Annotated in this window: 16 protein-coding genes and 3 tRNA genes (1 of these 19 running past the window's edge); 16 read left to right on the forward strand and 3 right to left on the reverse strand. The window is 36.4% G+C overall.

Annotation, left to right across the window (positions count from 1 at the left end):
• Nucleotides 1-13: 13 nt before the first annotated feature.
• The 9 genes from HORE_RS04575 to HORE_RS04615 all read left to right on the forward strand — a co-directional run bounded on the left by HORE_RS04575 (nucleotide 14) and on the right by HORE_RS04615 (nucleotide 10,173).
• Nucleotides 14-973 (forward strand): Na/Pi cotransporter family protein, encoded by a 960-nt coding sequence (locus HORE_RS04575; protein ID WP_143710026.1) that lies wholly within the window; start codon nucleotides 14-16, stop codon nucleotides 971-973.
• Entirely contained in the window at nucleotides 960-1,739 is a 780-nt protein-coding gene (uppP, locus tag HORE_RS04580) for an undecaprenyl-diphosphatase UppP (RefSeq protein WP_012635818.1), read from the forward strand. Before HORE_RS04575 ends, uppP begins: the two co-directional genes overlap by 14 nt.
• Before the next feature lie 35 nt (nucleotides 1,740-1,774).
• A complete protein-coding gene (locus HORE_RS04585) occupies nucleotides 1,775-4,051 on the forward strand; it encodes an FtsK/SpoIIIE family DNA translocase (protein ID WP_012635819.1) in 2,277 nt (758 codons plus the stop codon).
• A 104-nt stretch (nucleotides 4,052-4,155) separates the two neighbouring features.
• Entirely contained in the window at nucleotides 4,156-4,890 is a 735-nt protein-coding gene (locus HORE_RS04590; protein WP_012635820.1) for a GntR family transcriptional regulator, read from the forward strand.
• A 53-nt stretch (nucleotides 4,891-4,943) separates the two neighbouring features.
• Nucleotides 4,944-6,485, forward strand: a complete 1,542-nt coding sequence (locus HORE_RS04595) for an ABC transporter ATP-binding protein (RefSeq protein ID WP_012635821.1) — start codon at nucleotides 4,944-4,946, stop codon at nucleotides 6,483-6,485.
• Nucleotides 6,486-7,583 (forward strand): ABC transporter permease, encoded by a 1,098-nt coding sequence (locus HORE_RS04600; RefSeq protein ID WP_012635822.1) that lies wholly within the window; start codon nucleotides 6,486-6,488, stop codon nucleotides 7,581-7,583. It abuts the gene before it with no gap.
• Nucleotides 7,576-8,505: an ABC transporter permease gene (locus HORE_RS04605; RefSeq protein ID WP_012635823.1), complete on the forward strand. Its 930-nt coding sequence runs from the start codon at nucleotides 7,576-7,578 to the stop codon at nucleotides 8,503-8,505. Before HORE_RS04600 ends, HORE_RS04605 begins: the two co-directional genes overlap by 8 nt.
• Nucleotides 8,506-8,610: 105 nt before the next feature.
• Nucleotides 8,611-9,378, forward strand: a complete 768-nt coding sequence (locus HORE_RS04610) for a DUF3388 domain-containing protein (protein WP_012635824.1) — start codon at nucleotides 8,611-8,613, stop codon at nucleotides 9,376-9,378.
• An 18-nt stretch (nucleotides 9,379-9,396) separates the two neighbouring features.
• Nucleotides 9,397-10,173: a helix-turn-helix domain-containing protein gene (locus tag HORE_RS04615; protein ID WP_012635825.1), complete on the forward strand. Its 777-nt coding sequence runs from the start codon at nucleotides 9,397-9,399 to the stop codon at nucleotides 10,171-10,173.
• A gap of 117 nt (nucleotides 10,174-10,290) precedes the next feature.
• Here HORE_RS04615 and HORE_RS04620 read toward each other — a convergent pair.
• The 3 genes from HORE_RS04620 to HORE_RS04630 form a co-directional block, all read right to left on the reverse strand.
• Nucleotides 10,291-10,376, reverse strand: a tRNA-Tyr gene (locus HORE_RS04620).
• A gap of 8 nt (nucleotides 10,377-10,384) precedes the next feature.
• Nucleotides 10,385-10,460, reverse strand: a tRNA-Glu gene (locus HORE_RS04625).
• Nucleotides 10,461-10,488: 28 nt separating this feature from the next.
• Nucleotides 10,489-10,565 (reverse strand) — tRNA-Pro (locus tag HORE_RS04630).
• Between the two features lie 334 nt (nucleotides 10,566-10,899).
• Between HORE_RS04630 and surE the strand changes: the two genes are divergently transcribed.
• The 7 genes from surE to nifU form a co-directional block, all read left to right on the forward strand.
• Nucleotides 10,900-11,667, forward strand: coding sequence for a 5'/3'-nucleotidase SurE (surE, locus tag HORE_RS04635; RefSeq protein ID WP_012635826.1), 768 nt, complete (start codon nucleotides 10,900-10,902; stop codon nucleotides 11,665-11,667).
• Between the two features lie 49 nt (nucleotides 11,668-11,716).
• The gene (locus HORE_RS04640; protein ID WP_012635827.1) at nucleotides 11,717-12,097 is read left to right on the forward strand and encodes a TIGR04086 family membrane protein; all 381 of its coding nucleotides are present in this window, start codon (nucleotides 11,717-11,719) and stop codon (nucleotides 12,095-12,097) included.
• 67 nt (nucleotides 12,098-12,164) lie between these two features.
• Nucleotides 12,165-13,670 (forward strand): DEAD/DEAH box helicase, encoded by a 1,506-nt coding sequence (locus tag HORE_RS04645; protein WP_083762942.1) that lies wholly within the window; start codon nucleotides 12,165-12,167, stop codon nucleotides 13,668-13,670.
• Nucleotides 13,671-13,846: 176 nt separating this feature from the next.
• Entirely contained in the window at nucleotides 13,847-15,226 is a 1,380-nt protein-coding gene (locus tag HORE_RS04650) for an ISLre2-like element ISHor2 family transposase (RefSeq protein ID WP_012635829.1), read from the forward strand.
• Between the two features lie 154 nt (nucleotides 15,227-15,380).
• On the forward strand, nucleotides 15,381-15,836 hold the full coding sequence (locus tag HORE_RS04655) for an RrF2 family transcriptional regulator (RefSeq protein ID WP_012635830.1): 456 nt from the start codon (nucleotides 15,381-15,383) through the stop codon (nucleotides 15,834-15,836).
• A 22-nt stretch (nucleotides 15,837-15,858) separates the two neighbouring features.
• On the forward strand, nucleotides 15,859-17,037 hold the full coding sequence (gene nifS, locus HORE_RS04660) for a cysteine desulfurase NifS (RefSeq protein ID WP_012635831.1): 1,179 nt from the start codon (nucleotides 15,859-15,861) through the stop codon (nucleotides 17,035-17,037).
• 39 nt (nucleotides 17,038-17,076) lie between these two features.
• Nucleotides 17,077-17,321, forward strand: the 5' portion of a protein-coding gene (gene nifU / locus HORE_RS04665) for a Fe-S cluster assembly scaffold protein NifU (RefSeq protein ID WP_012635832.1). Its footprint extends 172 nt past the window's final position; only the first 245 of its 417 coding nucleotides appear in the window; its start codon is at nucleotides 17,077-17,079; its stop codon lies off the right edge, out of view.

Consider the following 17,321-nt stretch of genomic DNA (forward strand, 5'->3'; position numbering starts at 1 on the left):
TAAAATTTAATTATTGAGCATAGTTATAGTACTGGGTGAAGTAGCTATGCTTCTCTTTCTTACCGGGCTTTTCTTTTTTTTAGCTGGCCTTGAAGGTAGTAAAAAGAGCCTGACAAAACTGGCTCTTAAAAGGGTTGAACTTCTTTTAAAAAAGCTGTCTGATAATAATTTGTTAAGTCTGTTAGTTGGGGTTGTTTCTACTGCCATTCTCCAGAGTAGCAGCGGGTTAACAGTTATAGTCATAAGTCTAATTGAATCTGGCTATCTTGCTTTAAAACCTGCTGTCCTGATTATAATGGGGGCAAATATCGGAACAACCCTGACCGTTCATTTAATATCCCTGCCAATTATAAGTTATTACTCCTGTATAATTATATCAGGTTTGGTTGTTGCAATTATAGGTCTTTTTGTTAATAAAAAAGTTTTCTTTGGAGGATTATCCCTGTTTTGTTTTGGAACTGCTTTTGCCGGTTTGCATTTAATGACAGCATCTTTTGATCTGGCTTCATCCAGGAATATAATCTATAATTTACTGGCTTTTAGCCGCGGAAATTATCTAAAAGGAATATTGCTGGGAGCTCTTGCTACTGGAATTGTACAGAGTAGTAGTGTTATTACTGCAATTACTGTCAGTCTGGCCCGGGTTAATTTGATTAATCTTTCAGATGCAATAGCTGTAACTCTGGGAAGTAATATTGGAACCTGTATAACTGGTTTTCTGGCCAGTATAAATGCGTCTATTTTCTCAAAACGGCTCGCCTGGGGACATCTGCTCTTTAACTTTATTGGGGTTTTAGTTTTATTACCGGTTATTAAACCCTTTATTTTTTTGCTTGATAGTACAAATACCTCCCTGGCCAGACAGGTTGCCAATGCCCATACACTATTTAATATATATAATTTGATTATTTTTTTGCCTTTTTTAAATACTTTTATAAGTGTGTTGAGGAGGGGATTAAATGGAGATATTTAAAGTAATATTTTTAGGAATTATTCAGGGATTAACTGAATTTTTACCAATCAGCAGTTCCGGTCATCTGGTCCTTTTTCAGGAACTACTGGGGATTAATACTGACCAGATTACACTGGATGTATTTCTTCACTTTGGCACAGTGATCCCGGTTTTGATTATTTTCTGGGATGATGTCCGGGATATTATTTTTTTTAAGAAGGAAAAAAGATGGCTTACAATTCTTATTCTGGTTGGTATTATCCCTACAGGAATAATCGGTATCCTGTTTGAAGATTTTTTTGCTAACCTTTTTAGTTCTGTCAAAACAGTAGGATTTATGCTATTAGTAACAGGGTTTCTTCTATATTTAAGTGAAAAATTAAGTAACTATAATAAGGAACTAAAAGAAATGCAGTACCATAACGCCCTTATTGTAGGTGTAGCCCAGGGAATGGCTATAATACCTGGTATATCAAGATCCGGTAGCACAATAGTTGCTTCTTTATTACAGGGATTTGATAGAGATGCAGCTGCCCGTTATTCTTTTCTATTATCAGCACCGGTTATTTTTGGAGCCGGGCTTGTTGAGCTTAAAGATGCTCTTTCAACTGGACTGGAACAGTTAACCTGGTTGAGTATTATTATCGGGACTATTTTTGCTGCCTTATCTGGCTATTTTGCCATTAAGTATTTACTTTATATATTGCGGAAAGGAAAGTTGACTGTTTTTGCTTATTACTGCTGGATTGTTGGAATTATGATAATAATATTAGCAGGAATATTTTAGAAAATGGAGAATTTAGTAATGGGAGGTGAAGGTAGATGACCAGGGAGTTAAACAATGAGAAACCTATTAAAGATGAAGATAAAAATAATGTTAGTGAAAATAAAGTTGAAGATAAATCACCTGATGAGGAAATCAGAGAAAAGCGCAAAAATGAAATTCTGGGGATATTGATCACAGCCTTAGGAGTATTAAGTGGATTGAGTATCTTTACCGGTACTACTGGTGTGGTCGGGACTGTTCTGGCTGATTTTTACCGTAATTCAACAGGGATAGGCTCTTATTTAATACCCTGTTTGTTAATAGTATGGGGTATAACCCTTATAAGACTGAAATCACTGGCTTTAAATAGCAGGATTGGTGGGTTTCTTTTAACATACATTATTTCTCTGGGAATTATCCATAATTACCTGTATGGCAACTTTCCCCTTGAATATGCAAAAATGGGAGAAGGAGGAGGTTGGATAGGTGGTGGCTTAACATGGGTTTGTAATACCCTTTTTGGCTACATCGGAGCTTATGTAATATTAACAGCCTTTTTATTAATAGGAATCCTGTTATGGGCTGATGTTTTACTGGTTTCAATATTGGACAGGCTTAAGTTTTTGATAAGAAAACCATGGGAGAAAATAAGAAATATATTAAAAAGAAAAAGGGTTAATGAAGTTGACGGAAATGAATTAGATGATAATGAATTTGAACAGGATGCCTTTGATAGTTTTATAGAAGAAGAGATTTACCCTGATGAAGATACTTTACCTGAAGAAGACATGTTAGCTTCTGAAGTAGATAAAGATAACAGAGGTAAATTAGACGTAAATGTAGATGAAAAAAGTGATACTACAGAAGAGGACAGGGCAAAAAAGGGTAATGGTTCTAATTCTTCTTCGTCTAAAAGTCATGTTTATAAATTGCCGGGGATAAATTTATTAAAAAAGAGTAATAAAAAAAGAAATAAACCCGGAAATAAATCCGATCTTCTGGAAGAAACCCTTGAAAGTTTTGGTGTTAAGGCAAAAGTACTGGGGGTTAACCATGGACCAACCATAACCAGGTATGAAGTCCAGCCTGCCTCCGGAGTTAAGGTCAGCAAGATAGTGGGTCTGGCCAATGATATAGCCCTGGCTCTGGCTGCCCCTGATGTCAGAATAGAAGCACCGATTCCCGGTAAATCTGCAGTTGGTATTGAAGTACCACATATGAGTAACAAACTGGTACGGCTCCGTGATATTATCAATACCAGGAAATTTAAAAATTCTAAAAGCAAACTTTCCCTGGCTCTGGGAATGGGAATAGATGGACAGCCTATTATTACTGACCTCTCCAGGATGCCTCACCTTCTGGTAGCCGGGGCTACTGGTTCTGGAAAAAGTGTCTGTATGAATACTATTATTACCAGTATTCTTTTTAAGGCAACACCTGATGAGGTTAAATTAATGTTAATAGACCCTAAAAAGGTTGAATTAAGTATTTATAAGGACTTACCCCATCTATTTGCCCCTGTAGTTACTGATCCCAGGAAGGCGGCCAGTGTTTTAAAACTGGTTATTGAAGAAATGGAAAGAAGATATGAGTTATTTTCACAAAGTGGAACCAGGGGAATAACATCTTACAATAAAACAGTTGCCCCCGGAGAAAAATTACCTTATATTGTTGTGGTAATAGATGAGTTATCAGATTTAATGATGGTTTCTGCCAGGGAAGTGGAAGATAATATCTGTCGCCTCGCCCAGATGGCAAGGGCAGCCGGTATTCACCTGGTTATTGCTACTCAACGTCCCTCGGTTGATGTTATAACCGGTCTAATAAAGGCCAATATACCCAGTAGAATATCATTTGCTGTTTCTTCCCAGACTGATTCCAGAACTATACTCGATATGGGAGGGGCAGAAAAGTTGCTGGGCAAAGGTGATATGCTGTTCGCACCTGCTGGTTCCCAGAAACCTCAGAGAATTCAGGGGGCTTTTATAGATAATGATGAAATCAGGCGGGTAGTTAGTTATGTTAAAAACCAGGCTGATCCTGACTATAAAGTAGAACTTGATGATATTAAAGAAGTACAATTATCTGTAAATGATGAAAAGGATGAGTTATATGAAGAAGCAGTAAGGTTGGTTGTAAAATACCGGGCTTCTATTTCTATGCTCCAGCGAAAATTACACATTGGACATTCCCGGGCAGCCCGTCTTATTGATATGATGGAAGAAGATGGTATAGTCGGTCCTTATGCCGGTAGCAAGCCCAGGGAAGTTCTAATTAATGAAGATGACCTTGAGGAAATACTTAACAATGGTCAAACAGATGACAAGTCTTGACAAAAAACTGGGGTTATGGTATTGTAAAGGTATGATGTCTGACAGGTAAGACTTTTAAAAAATTTCTAATAACTAATATAATTAACCAGGAAGGGAGTGGTTATTTGGACTTAATAAAACAGGACAGCCGCCCCCTTTATTTGCGTGTTAAAGAATATATTGAAAATAAAATTAAAAAAGAAATATATAAACCAGGGGATCGTCTGCCATCAGAAACAGCTTTATCTAATGAACTGGGGGTTAGTAGAGCTACTTTAAGGGAAGCTTTAAGGGTCCTGGAAGAGGAAGGAAAGATCGTAAAACATCAGGGAATTGGAACATTTGTAAACCAACAAACTCCCAGATTCTTAAAGGGGATTGAGGAATTAGTAAGTGTTACCAAGACCATTGAAAACGCCGGTTACACTCCAGGCTCAAAGGTTTTAAGGTTAGAAGAAATATACCCGGATGACAAATTATCTAAAAAAATGAGACTGGATTCTTCCCATAAAATATTAAAAATCGAAAGAATACGTACTGCCGACAATCAACCGGTAGTATACTGCCTTGATCATTTAGGATTAAAATATCTAGAAAATGGTATCAGTAAAAGGGATTTTCAGGGTTCTTTATTTAAATTACTGGAAAATAAATATGGAATTTTTATAAAATACGCCCTGACCCATATTGTGCCATATATTACCGACAAAAGTCTGGCTGAAAAACTGGATATTAAAGAAAAAAGCCCGTTACTATTGTTAGAACAGTATCATTATGATACTGATGAACGGATGATATTGTTTTCCCAGAATTATTTCAGATCTGACCAGTTTCAATTTAAAGTATTAAGAAAGCGTTAAGTTTTTAGGAAAACGTTAAAGAGAAAAACTTTTTAGAGGGGAGGACTTATTTTATGAATAATGGTGACCCGGTCATCCAGATGAACGGTATAACTAAAAGGTTTCCTGGAGTTGTAGCCAATGATAAAGTTGATTTCGAATTAAAAAAAGGCGAAATTCACGCCCTACTGGGGGAAAACGGGGCAGGGAAGACAACTTTGATGAAATGTCTTTATGGTTTATATCAGCCAGATGAAGGAGATATATTTATTAATGGTAAAAAGGTTTCTATTTCTGACCCCAATGATGCTATTAACCTGGGAATTGGAATGGTTCATCAACATTTTATGCTGGTTCCTCCGTTTACTGTTGCTGAAAATATTGTCCTCGGGAGTGAACCGGTTAGAAATTATCAGCTTGACTACGAAAAAGCAGTTAAAGATGTAAAGCAGTTGTCAAAACGGTATAAACTAAACGTTGACCCTGAGGCAAAAGTTCAGGATATAAGTGTCGGTATGCAACAGAGGGTAGAGATTCTTAAAGCCCTTTATAGAGGGGCGGATATTTTAATCCTTGATGAACCAACAGCTGTTCTGACTCCGCAGGAAGTTGATGAATTAATTGATATTATGAGGAGCCTAACAGAAGAAGGAAAATCTATAATATTTATCACCCATAAATTAAAGGAAGTAAAGGCAATAGCTGACAGGGTAACGGTTATTCGCAGGGGAAAATTAATAAATACTGTTGAAGCTGATTCTGCGACCTCAGAAGACCTTGCCAAAATGATGGTTGGCAGGGAAGTACTTTTAAGGGTAGAGAAAGAAAAAGCAAACCCCGGTGAAGTTATCCTGGAAGTAAGTAATATAAAAGCCAGAAATGACAGAGGATTAATGGCCCTTAACGGGACAAGTTTTTCTGTACGCAGGGGAGAAATTCTGGGAATTGCCGGTGTAGAGGGTAATGGCCAATCTGAACTGGCCGAAGTATTAACCGGGTTAAGAGAGATTGAAGATGGAGAGATATATCTTAAAGGTAAAAATATAGCAAGCTATTCTACCCGTCAAATTATTGAAGCAGGAGTTTCTTATATTCCTGAAGATAGGCAGAAGAGAGGGCTTGTCTTAGATTTTGCTTTATATGAAAACCTCATCCTCGGAAATCACTATAGAGCTCCTTATAGTAATGGTCTTAATATGAATTATAACAAAATACGAAAAGAAGTTAGAAATCTAATTAAGGATTTTGACATACGGACTCCAGATGAAGATGTCAAGGCCAAATCATTATCAGGTGGTAACCAGCAAAAAGTAATAATTGCCCGGGAATTTAATAGAGAACATGATTTATTAATTGCAGCTCAGCCGACCCGTGGGGTAGATGTTGGAGCTATTGAATTTATTCATAAACAGATTATAGAACAACGTGATTCTGGAAAAGCCGTCCTCCTTATATCACTGGAGCTTGACGAGATTCTTTCCTTAAGTGATAGAATTGCGGTTATATATGAGGGAGAAATAGTTGATATTCTTGATCCTGATGAAGCTACAGAAGAAAAACTGGGTATGCTTATGGCCGGTGCAACTACTAACAATGCCGTGGAAGGGGGAGTGTAAGTGTTAGGTACTGATAAAAGAGTTAATAAAGTTAAATCTGATAAAACTGGTTCTCAGGAGTATTTTAATAACCTGATTTTTCCGGTTATAGCTGTAATATTTGGACTGGTGGCCGGGGGAATATTTATGGTTATCATCGGTAAAAATCCCTTTAAAGCTTATCAGGTTTTAATAAATAGTTCATTTGGTAGTCTCAGGGGTTTTTCAGAAATGCTTGTAAATACTACTCCGTTAATATTTACGGGTCTTTCAGTGGCTTTTGCTTTTAGAACTGGACTATTTAATATTGGTGGGGAGGGGCAATTTTTGGTTGCTTATACAGCAACGGCCTGGGTCGGTTATGCCCTGAGTTTGCCATGGTTTATCCATGTACCCCTGGCTCTTATTGCAGGAATTATTGCGGGTGGACTCTGGGGAGGTATTGCCGGTTATTTAAAAGCAAAAATGGGTGTTCATGAAGTTATAACTACCATCATGTTAAATTATATTGGATTTCATTATGTGGGGTTTTTATTGGGTAAGAAATTAAAGGATCCTTCGGTTGCTTTGCCGGCAACACCGGTTATTAAAGAAACAGCTCAGTTACACAAACTCCTTCCTCCCAGATTAAACACCAGTATTTTACTGGCCCTTATTGCGGCAGTTTTAGTGTATTATATTTTGTGGAAAACAACTATAGGTTATGAAATTCGTGCAGTGGGGTTAAACCCTGAAGCCTCACGTTATGGAGGAATTAACGTCGGTAAAAGTATGGTTCTGGCTATGTTTATAAGTGGTGCTCTGGCCGGGCTGGCCGGCTCTACCCAGGTAATGGGTCTGGAACCCAGAGCTTATCAACCTTTCGGGTTTTTGGGTTATGGATTTACCGGTATTGCAGTAGCCCTGTTAGGTAAGAACCATCCAGCTGGTGTTGTCCTGGGAGCACTCTTATTTGGTGTATTGGCCCGCGGTTCTAATCAGATGCAAAGCCTGGCCGGTGTTCCCAAAGAAGTAATCGAAGTTATCCAGGCTATTATAATACTGTTCGTTGCGGCAGAATATGCTTTTAAATTACTGGCCCAGAAAACCAGTCAAAAAGGAGTGGGTGCCGGTGACTAGTATCATAGGAACTGCTGTTGCTTTATTATCTGCTACTTTAAGGGCGGCAACTCTTTTAATCTTTGCAGCCCTCGGTGGGGTTTTTTCAGAAAGATCAGGAGTTATTAATATTGCCCTTGAGGGTATTATGTTAATAGGGGCTTTTACAGCCATGTCTATTTCTTATTTTACTGGTAGCCCCTGGCTTGGGGTTCTAGGGGCAATGCTGGCCGGTATACTAATTGCCGCTATACATGCCCTGGTCTCAATTGAATTTAAAGCCAATCAGGTTGTTAGTGGTACAGCTATCAATATTTTCGCAGTTGGATTAACCGGACTTCTACTTTATGTAATGTTTGGCACAGCCGGACAATCTCCAAAAGTTAACCAGCTGGGGAACTGGGCAATACCTGTTATCAAGGATATACCGATAATTGGACCAATTATTGGAAATCATGTTCCCTTTGTTTATATGGCTTTAGTTATGGTAGCTGTAACATACTGGGTATTATGGAAAACTCCTTTTGGTCTAAGGGTTAGGGCAGTGGGAGAACACCCGGCAGCTGCAGATACAGTCGGGGTTAGTGTCAAACGTATTAGGTATATTTGTGTAATGATAAGTGGTTTGTTGGCAGGACTGGGGGGTGCCAGTCTTTCAATTGGGTTTTTAAATATATTTGTTAAAGAGATGACTGCTGGAAGGGGTTTTATCGCTCTGGCAGCTATGATATTTGGGAAATGGACTCCGCATGGGGCCATGTTAGCAGCCCTGTTGTTTGGTTTTGCGCATGCTTTACAAATGCTGGCCCAGACCCTGGGCCTGGATGTCCCGAGATATATTTTGTTAATGTTGCCATATGTATTGACCATTTTAGCGTTAACTGGAATTGTGGGTAGTGCTACCCCTCCTGCTGCAGATGGTCAACCCTATGAAAAAGAATAAAAAAATTAGGAAAAAGGGGGGATTAATTTCCCCCCTTTTTGCTATTTAAAAAAAAAGGAGTTTAATGTATGTTTATAGAATAAAATAAAAGATGAGGTGAAAAATTTGCCTACATATTATCTAGAATATAAAATTACCCATAACCGAACAGGTCTCCTTGGTGATGTGGCCTCAATGTTAGGCCTCTTAAATGTGAATATATTGACTATTGCAAGTATAGAAAATAATTACCGGGGGTTATTGATTGAAATAGATAGAGAAGAAATTTTTGAAATTTTAAAAGAATCACTCCCTGGTATTAACGATCTTAAAGTTACTGCCTTCAGAAAACCTGGCCTTATTGATATAATTGCCTTAAGACATGGTAAAAAAATGACCAGAAGGGATTCTGACAATTGCTTTATTTTTGAAAGAGAGAACCTGGATTTATTAATAGATTTTTTAGGTGAATATTTAAAAAGGCATAATGCTGCTTTGATTGGATTTAAAGGCTCGCCGAAAGTAGGGAAAACAGAAACAGCTATAGCAGCTGCGGTACATGCCAATAAACACTGGCAATTATTATCATCAACCCTTTTAAGGAAAGTCGCCAGGAGTCAGGTTTCAAAAGACATAATGAATAAAAATACTATTTTTATTATTGATTCTATAACAACATTTTATCGTTCTCCCTCAAAACACATTAAATTCATAAGAGAGATTATCAATAAACCCTTGCTAAGAATTGTAGAACACCCAGAAATAATTATAAAGGAAACCAGCCTTACCTGGGAGGATTTTGATCTGTTTATAGAACTGCATGATGGGGATAATGGGACTCATAAAGATATATCTAATTATATTACAACATTTAATAGTTTTGATTTAAGTTAAGAGAAAGGAGGTAAATTATTGAGTATAGGGAGTAAACTAAAAGAGGCCAGGAATAAATCAGGACTTTCCCTTGAAGAAATATCTAAAAAGACTAAAATAAGGGTCAGGTATTTAAAAGCACTGGAAAATGATAATTATGATATTATTCCAGGCGAAGTATATGTAAAAGCCTTTTTAAAAGGTTATTCGAACCAGGTTGGGCTGAATGGAGATGCTATTGTAAAAGAATACCTGAATATGCTTGAAGAACAAGCAAGGAAGGAAAGAGAAGAAGCCCTTAAAGAACAGGAGAAGAACAGTTCTTCATTTAATCTTAATATTGATAAAAAAGTTAGAAATATTATTATAGTATCCCTGGTAGGTCTGTTATTAATATTTGTTATTATCTTTAATGTTTTCTCAAATAATTCAAATCATTTACCTGATACTGAGGCAGAACAGACAATGACCCAGAGTGCAGATATTGATGAATTAGAAGGAATAGATAATAAACCTGATATCAACAAAAATAATGAAGATACTAAACAAAGTTCAGTAGAGAAGCAGGAAAAGGATGTCAGATTAAAGGAGATAGAACTTATTGCCCGTGACAGGAGCTGGATCAACATTAAAATAGATGGCAGGAGTGTTTACCAGGGTTTTATTGAAAAAGGTGAAACAATGAAGTTTTCTGGCGAGGAGGAAGTTGAATTAAAAATTGGTAATGCAGCTGGAATCACCATGAAGAAGGATGGTGTCCTCCTTGGACCCTGGGGTGGCAAAGGCGAAGTTATATTAAAAGAAATTAAATTATGATTATAATTAAAAAAAGACGGGTTTAATCCCGTCTTTTTTTATTAAGTAATTTTAAATTTGTTATATATAAAATACAAAATTATATATTGTAAAATGTTTAAATTTGATTATAATAAATGGTGGAGGGGAAAGGATTTGAACCTTTGAAGGCAATCGCCGGCAGATTTACAGTCTGCTCCCTTTGACCACTCGGGCACCCCTCCAAATAAAATGGCACCCTCAAGGGGATTCGAACCCCTGCCGCCAGGATGAAAACCTGGTGTCCTGGACCACTAGACGATGAGGGCACTTTTATCAGTATTTTATTGAAAAAAGTGGTCGGGCTGCTGAGATTTGAACTCAGGACCCCCTGCTCCCAAAGCAGGTGCGCTACCAAACTGCGCCACAGCCCGACGACGATTTATAGTATACAGTAAATATTCTCAAAGGTCAAAGGTAATTATTTAAGATTAAAGTATTTTAAAATAAATTATATAAACAATACTCTCAAATAGTCTCACATACTCTCTAAAACATATATTTATTAACATAGTTAATAATAATAAAATATATTAATGATAAATTAAGAATACAAACTATATTTTATAGTTATCGATTTTTTTTACTAATAAACTTCAAATGTATTATAGTATTATCTTTACATTCCTGTTATCATATATATTAGAATTAACTAATTTGTCAATATGTAGTTTTATATTTACAGGAATGTGGAAAGAGGGTGTAATAATGAATGTACTATTAACCAATGATGATGGTGTTTATGCTGAAGGGATATTTATACTCGCCAGTTATTTAGTTTCTGCAGGCCATCGGGTTGTTGTGTCTGCACCTGACAGAGAACGTAGTGCTACCGGTCATGCAATAACAATTAGTTATCCTTTACGGGCCTATAAGATTAAATTAAATATAAAAGGTGAAATTGATGTATATAAAATTGATGGAACCCCGGCCGATTGTGTGAAGCTAGGTGTTGAAAAACTGGCAGGATTTAAACCAGATATAATAATTTCAGGTATTAATGATGGCCCTAATCTTGGTTATGATGTTCTATATTCGGGTACTGTATCTGCTGCTATTGAAGGGTGGATGATGGGATATACCTCTATTGCTGTCTCCCTTAATAGTAACGGACAATATCATTTCAAAACAGGGGCTGACTTTATTGTAAGGTTATTAAATAATTTTGATTTTTTATCTCTGGATCAAAAAATGTTGTTAAACATCAATATTCCCGATTTACCTGGTGAAAAAATTAATGGAATTAAAATAACAAAATTGGGTAAAAGCCTTTATGAAGATAGTTTTGAAAAAAGATTTGATCCCATGGGAAAACCGTATTACTGGCTAACAGGAAATAATGTTGATAATAATATACATGATAGTACCGATATCTGGGCGATTAAAAACAATTATATTTCTATAACACCATTAAAAATAGATTTAACTGATTTATCTCAGATAGATATTCTTAATCATAACCTGAATAACCTATAATGTATTTTTTCCCCCTTTCCATAATATACATTAAGAAGGGGGGATTTTTATGTATGATGAATACCAGGAAAGAATAATTAATAATACGGTAATTTTTAAGGGAGTAGTTTTAGGTGTTGTTATTTTAATTTTGTTAAGTTTAATACTGGCATTTTTCTCCAATATTATTACTGCTTTAAGCCTTTCATCATTAAATACCGTACTTATAATTGGGAATTTCATGATTATTGGTTTTATTGGTTTTTTTATTGCAAGACGGGTTGAGGAAAACGGCTGGTTGAATGGAGGACTTGGTGGTCTTATTTATATGGCCATAATAATTTTGCTGGGAACAATTAGTATGCCTATTTCCATCGGAAATATATTTTTATTGCTTATTCTGGGATTGTTGGTTGGAGCTATAGGAGGTATTATTGGTATAAATTTATAAGTAAAAGTTACCTACATAAATAGCAGTTAGAAAAGGGAATTTTAAGAATATAAGGAGGTGATAACGAATTGCCTATGAAAAACCGGATATTGAATTATTACCACACCAGAAGAAAACAGTAAGAAAAGTTATAGATGAATTAAACGGACGTGCTATTCTTGCTGATGAGGTGGGGTTAGGTAAAACTATTGAAGCTGGCATGATATTGCGAGAATATATGGACAGGGGCCTGGTCAAGAAATTTTTGATACTGGTTCCAGCTTCTCTTGGTTTTCAGTGGACCAATGAAATGGTAAATAAATTTAAGATAGATGATATTTTTTTTAATCGAAAAGGAAGGGGCTGGATGTATTTTGACCATCAAATTGCGTCACTGGATAAGGCCAAGCGCAAAAATCATGCCAGGTATTTAAAACAAATTGATTTTGATATGGTTATTGTTGATGAAGCCCATCGTTTAAAAAACAGGGATACCCTAAATTGGAAATTTGTTAACAGTTTAAAAAAGAAGTATTGTCTTCTGTTGACAGCCACCCCCATTCAAAACAATTTAAAAGAATTATATAATCTAATTACTATCCTATACCCTGACTTATATAAAGATTATAAGGACTTTAAAGACAGATATGTTGCCGGAAAACATCTTGTCAAAAACAGTGACCAGTTAAAGGTCGACTTAGATAAGGTAATGATAAGAAATTCCCATGATGATACAGGGCTTGTCTTTCCGGAAAGGCATATACACCAGGTGACTGTGGAGCTGACTCCTGAAGAGAGGGAATTATATAATAAGGTTACTTCTTATGTCAAAGATGAATATAACCGGAGAAGGGTAAAAAAGATAAGTATATTAAATTTATTAACCTATCAACGGGAATTATGTAGCAGCTCCTTTGCTTTACAGAGGACCCTGGCCAGGTCCCGTGATAAATCCCCCTATTTACGGGAATTATATGGACTTGCCCGGAATATACGAACAAATGCTAAAATAAAAGAAGTAGAAAAAATTTTAAAAGGGATTGATGGTCAGGCTATAATATTTACAGAATACCGTGCTACTCAGGAGTTTATTGCCCATTACCTTGAAAAAAGAGGATATAAAACTATTTTATTTAATGGTGCATTAAGTTCCAGTGGAAAAGAATGGATAAAATATATATTCCAGCAGAAAAAAGATGTTTTAATAAGCACAGAGGCCGGTAGTCAGGGTTTAAATCTTCAGTTTTGTAATGTTATAATTAATTATGATTTACCCTGGAACCCTATGAAAATAGAACAACGTATCGGTAGGGTTCACAGACTTGGGCAAACAAAAGATGTTTTAATTTATAACCTGGCTACTAAAGATACAATTGAAGAAAAAATTTTAAATTTATTATATAATAAAATCAATCTCTTTAAAGAAATAATTGGAAATATGGAAAACATTATTATCAACCCCCGGGATGGGAAAAAACTCGAGGGGGATATAATAAAGGTTATCAGCCAGGCTAAAGATGATAAAGATCTTGAAAGGGGTTTTGATGAGTTAACAAAAAAATTTACTACCAGAAAAGAACTTTCATTAACTTAATATGGACTCATAAAATATTATTATATTTTTTAAAGGTGTCAGGGTTATTATTCCTGACACCTTTTATATTAATTTCTAAAGAACGTGTAAAATTTAAGTAGGAAAAGAAGGAAAACAAGGTATAGATAAAGAAATAGAGACCTCAAACAAACCCGACCAAAGGAGTTGAGGTCTCTATGGTAAATATTTTACTACAAAACATAACAGATATCAATACCTTGGAGAAGGCAGCACTGGAACTTGCAAGGCAGATAATGGAGAAGGTAATAGAAAAGCTTGAAGAAGAGCTATTTAAAAATAAAGATAAAAATTTAGAAGTAGTAAGATTTTTAGAAAGAACGATATCGACTAAAGTTGGAAACATCAAGCTTAGAAGGCGACTATATAAAGACCAAAAAACAGGAAAAAGCGTCATTTTACTGGACAAAAAACTGGGGTTAAAAAAGAAAAAAAGAGTAAGTGGAGAATACCTAAAACTGCTGGTAATACTGGCAAGTAAGATGAGCTACAGGCAAGTGGAGGAAGTACTGGCTGAAGCCGGTTTTCCCCATTTAAGCCATACAAATATCTTTAATGAAGTCAGGGATTTTGGAAAAAGGGAGTCAGAGAGACTCAAACATGAAAAAGAGGAAGTATTCACTGGAGGTAAGATTTTAAAAGGAGAGGAAAAAGAAATACCACTACTATTCATTGAAGCTGACGGGATAATGGTTGGTAGTCAGGAAGAAGGAGGAAAGAAGCTGGAAATCAAACTGGGATTAATCCATGAGGGCTGGGAATACACTAGTCCAGCAAAAAAACGGAAGAGATTGAAGGAGCCACAAATAGTAGCAGGAGTCTATGGAAAAGCAGATGACTTTTATGAAGAATTAATCCATCAAATAAGCAAAAAATATAATCTTGAAAACACTTTAGTAGTATTAAACGGGGACGGTGCCAGCTGGATACAAAAGACCAGTAAGGAATACTTTGAAAATATAATAGTACAACTGGATAGGTATCATATAAAAAGAGATATAGGATTATACTTTGGAAGAGAAGTTGCAGATGATTTATGCAGGGTATTAGCAGAAGGAAGAAAGCAGGTATTTCTGGACACATTGGAATCGTTAATATGTATGGGAGAAACAGCTGAAAACCGAGAAAAGAGGAGGAAAATAATAAAGCATTTTAAAAAGTATGAAGAGCACTTATTAGATTACAGATATCGAATACCAACAGAATTAAGGAATAAAGAATTACATGGGATGGGAGCAGCTGAGGGCTATGTGGATAAGAATGTGGCTCGCAGGATGAAGAACCAGGGAATGAATTGGAGCAAAAAAGGTGCTGAGGCAATGGCTAGAATTTTAATGTTAAAACATAACAAGGAATTAAAAGAAAGACTTGGAGATCAGTATTACACAATAAAAAACCCGGTAAGGAAAATAAAATATATGTTTAAGAAAGTGGACAGGGATTGGAGTAAGTGGTTACAGGCAAAAATACCTGCAATAAATGGTCCAGATAGCGGTAAAGATTGGGTAAAAGCAATAAGAGGACTGGCAACTATTTAGAATAAATATTTATGGGTTGTTTGAGGTGAAATATTCTTCCTACCTTTTCTTGACACGTACTGGTGCTGAATATATATGTTGACAGTAACAATGGGTTGTGTTAAAATAATCATATAAAGTTGATAAAATTAATCAGGATTAGTGGGGTGAAAACATGAAAATATCCACCAGGGGTAGATATGGACTAAGAGCAATGGTTGACCTTGCCATCCACCAGGATTCGGGTGCAATTCCCTTAAGGGAAATTGCGGAGAGACAACAGATATCTGAGCAGTATCTGGAACAACTTTTCGCCAATTTACGTAAAGCAGGGCTTGTTAAGAGTGTGAGAGGGGCCCATGGCGGTTATTTGTTAAATCGTGATGCTGATGAAATTACTGCTGGAGATGTACTTCGAACCCTCGAGGGTCCTATTGCACCGACCGACTGTGTTCTCGATAATGACGAAGATGTCTGTAGTTTAATAGATAAATGTGTTACCCATGAATTGTGGGTAAAATTACAGAAACAGGTAAGTGAAATCCTTGACTCGGTTACTTTAAGAGACTTACAGGAAAGGGCAAAAGAACTAATACGTAATAAAAATAAAGGTTTGATGTATCATATCTGAATATTTTAAGGGGTGTTTTTATATGAAGAATATCTATTTAGATAATGCTGCAACCACACCGGTTGCACCTGAAGTTATTAAAGTTATGGAACCCTATTTTAATATATACTACGGAAATCCCTCAAGTGTCCACACCCCTGGGCAGGATGCTGCCAGAGCTGTAAGTGAAGCCCGGGAGAAAGTTGCAGAATTAATTGGAGCAAGAGATGAAAGGGAGATAATTTTTACCAGTGGTGGTACTGAAGCCGATAACCTGGCCATAAAAGGAGTGGCTATGTCTTTACAGGACAGGGGTAAACACATTATAACCTCAAGTGTCGAACACCATGCCGTTCTTCATACCTGTGAATATCTGGAGAAATACCTTGGTTTTGATGTAACCTATTTACCTGTTGATGAAAAAGGGTTTGTAGACCCTTCTAAGGTGGAAGAGGCTATAAGAGAAGATACGATTTTGATATCAATTATGTTGGCGAACAATGAGATTGGGACCATTCAGCCAGTTAAAGAGATCGCTAAAATAGCCAATGAACATGATATTTATTTCCATACTGATGCTGTTCAGGCTATCGGTCAGATACCGGTAGATGTAGAAAAACTGGGAGTTGATTTATTATCTCTATCCGGTCATAAGTTTAATGGTCCTAAAGGGGTAGGAGCCCTGTATATAAGAAAGGGTGTTAAATTAGCACCCCAGATGTCCGGGGGTGCTCAGGAAAGGAGAAGGAGAGCTGGAACGGAGAATGTTCCCGGCATTGTTGGTCTGGGTAAAGCTGCTGAAATGGCTGCACATAACCTGGAAGAAAAACGTCTTAAGCTGAAAAAACTTCGTGATAAATTAATAAACGGCATTGAAAATGAAATTGATGAAGTATATTTAAATGGTCCCCGGGGGGAAGATAGGCTTCCCAATAATGTTAATTTCTGTTTTAGGTATATTGAAGGGGAATCGATTCTATTAAATCTCGATATGATGGGGATTGCGGGATCAAGTGGTTCTGCCTGTACTTCAGGTTCTCTGGATCCTTCCCATGTTTTACTGGCTATAGGTAGGCCTCATGAGATTGCCCATGGCTCTTTAAGATTAACCCTGGGATATAACAATACCGAAGAAGAAGTTGATTATGTTCTTGAAGTATTACCGGGGATTATAAAAAAATTAAGGGCTATGTCTCCATTGTTTGATTCAGCTTCTGAGTAAGTTCTCAGCATAGTTTTTAAAATGGAGGAGATGATAAAAATGTATTCTGAAAAAGTAATGGAACACTTCAATAATCCCAGAAATGTCGGTGAGATAAAGGATGCAGATGCGGTAGGAGAAGTAGGTAATCCTGTTTGTGGGGATATAATAAAACTATATTTAAAGATTAAAGATGATACGATAGAAGATATTAAGTTTAAAACATTTGGTTGTGGTGCAGCTGTGGCGACCAGTAGTATGGTTACTGAACTGGTAAAAGGAAAAAAAATTGATGAGGCATTAAA

Origin of the sequence: Halothermothrix orenii H 168, assembly GCF_000020485.1 — a bacterium.
In the GTDB taxonomy this organism is placed as follows: Bacteria; Bacillota; Halanaerobiia; order Halanaerobiales; family Halothermotrichaceae; genus Halothermothrix; species Halothermothrix orenii.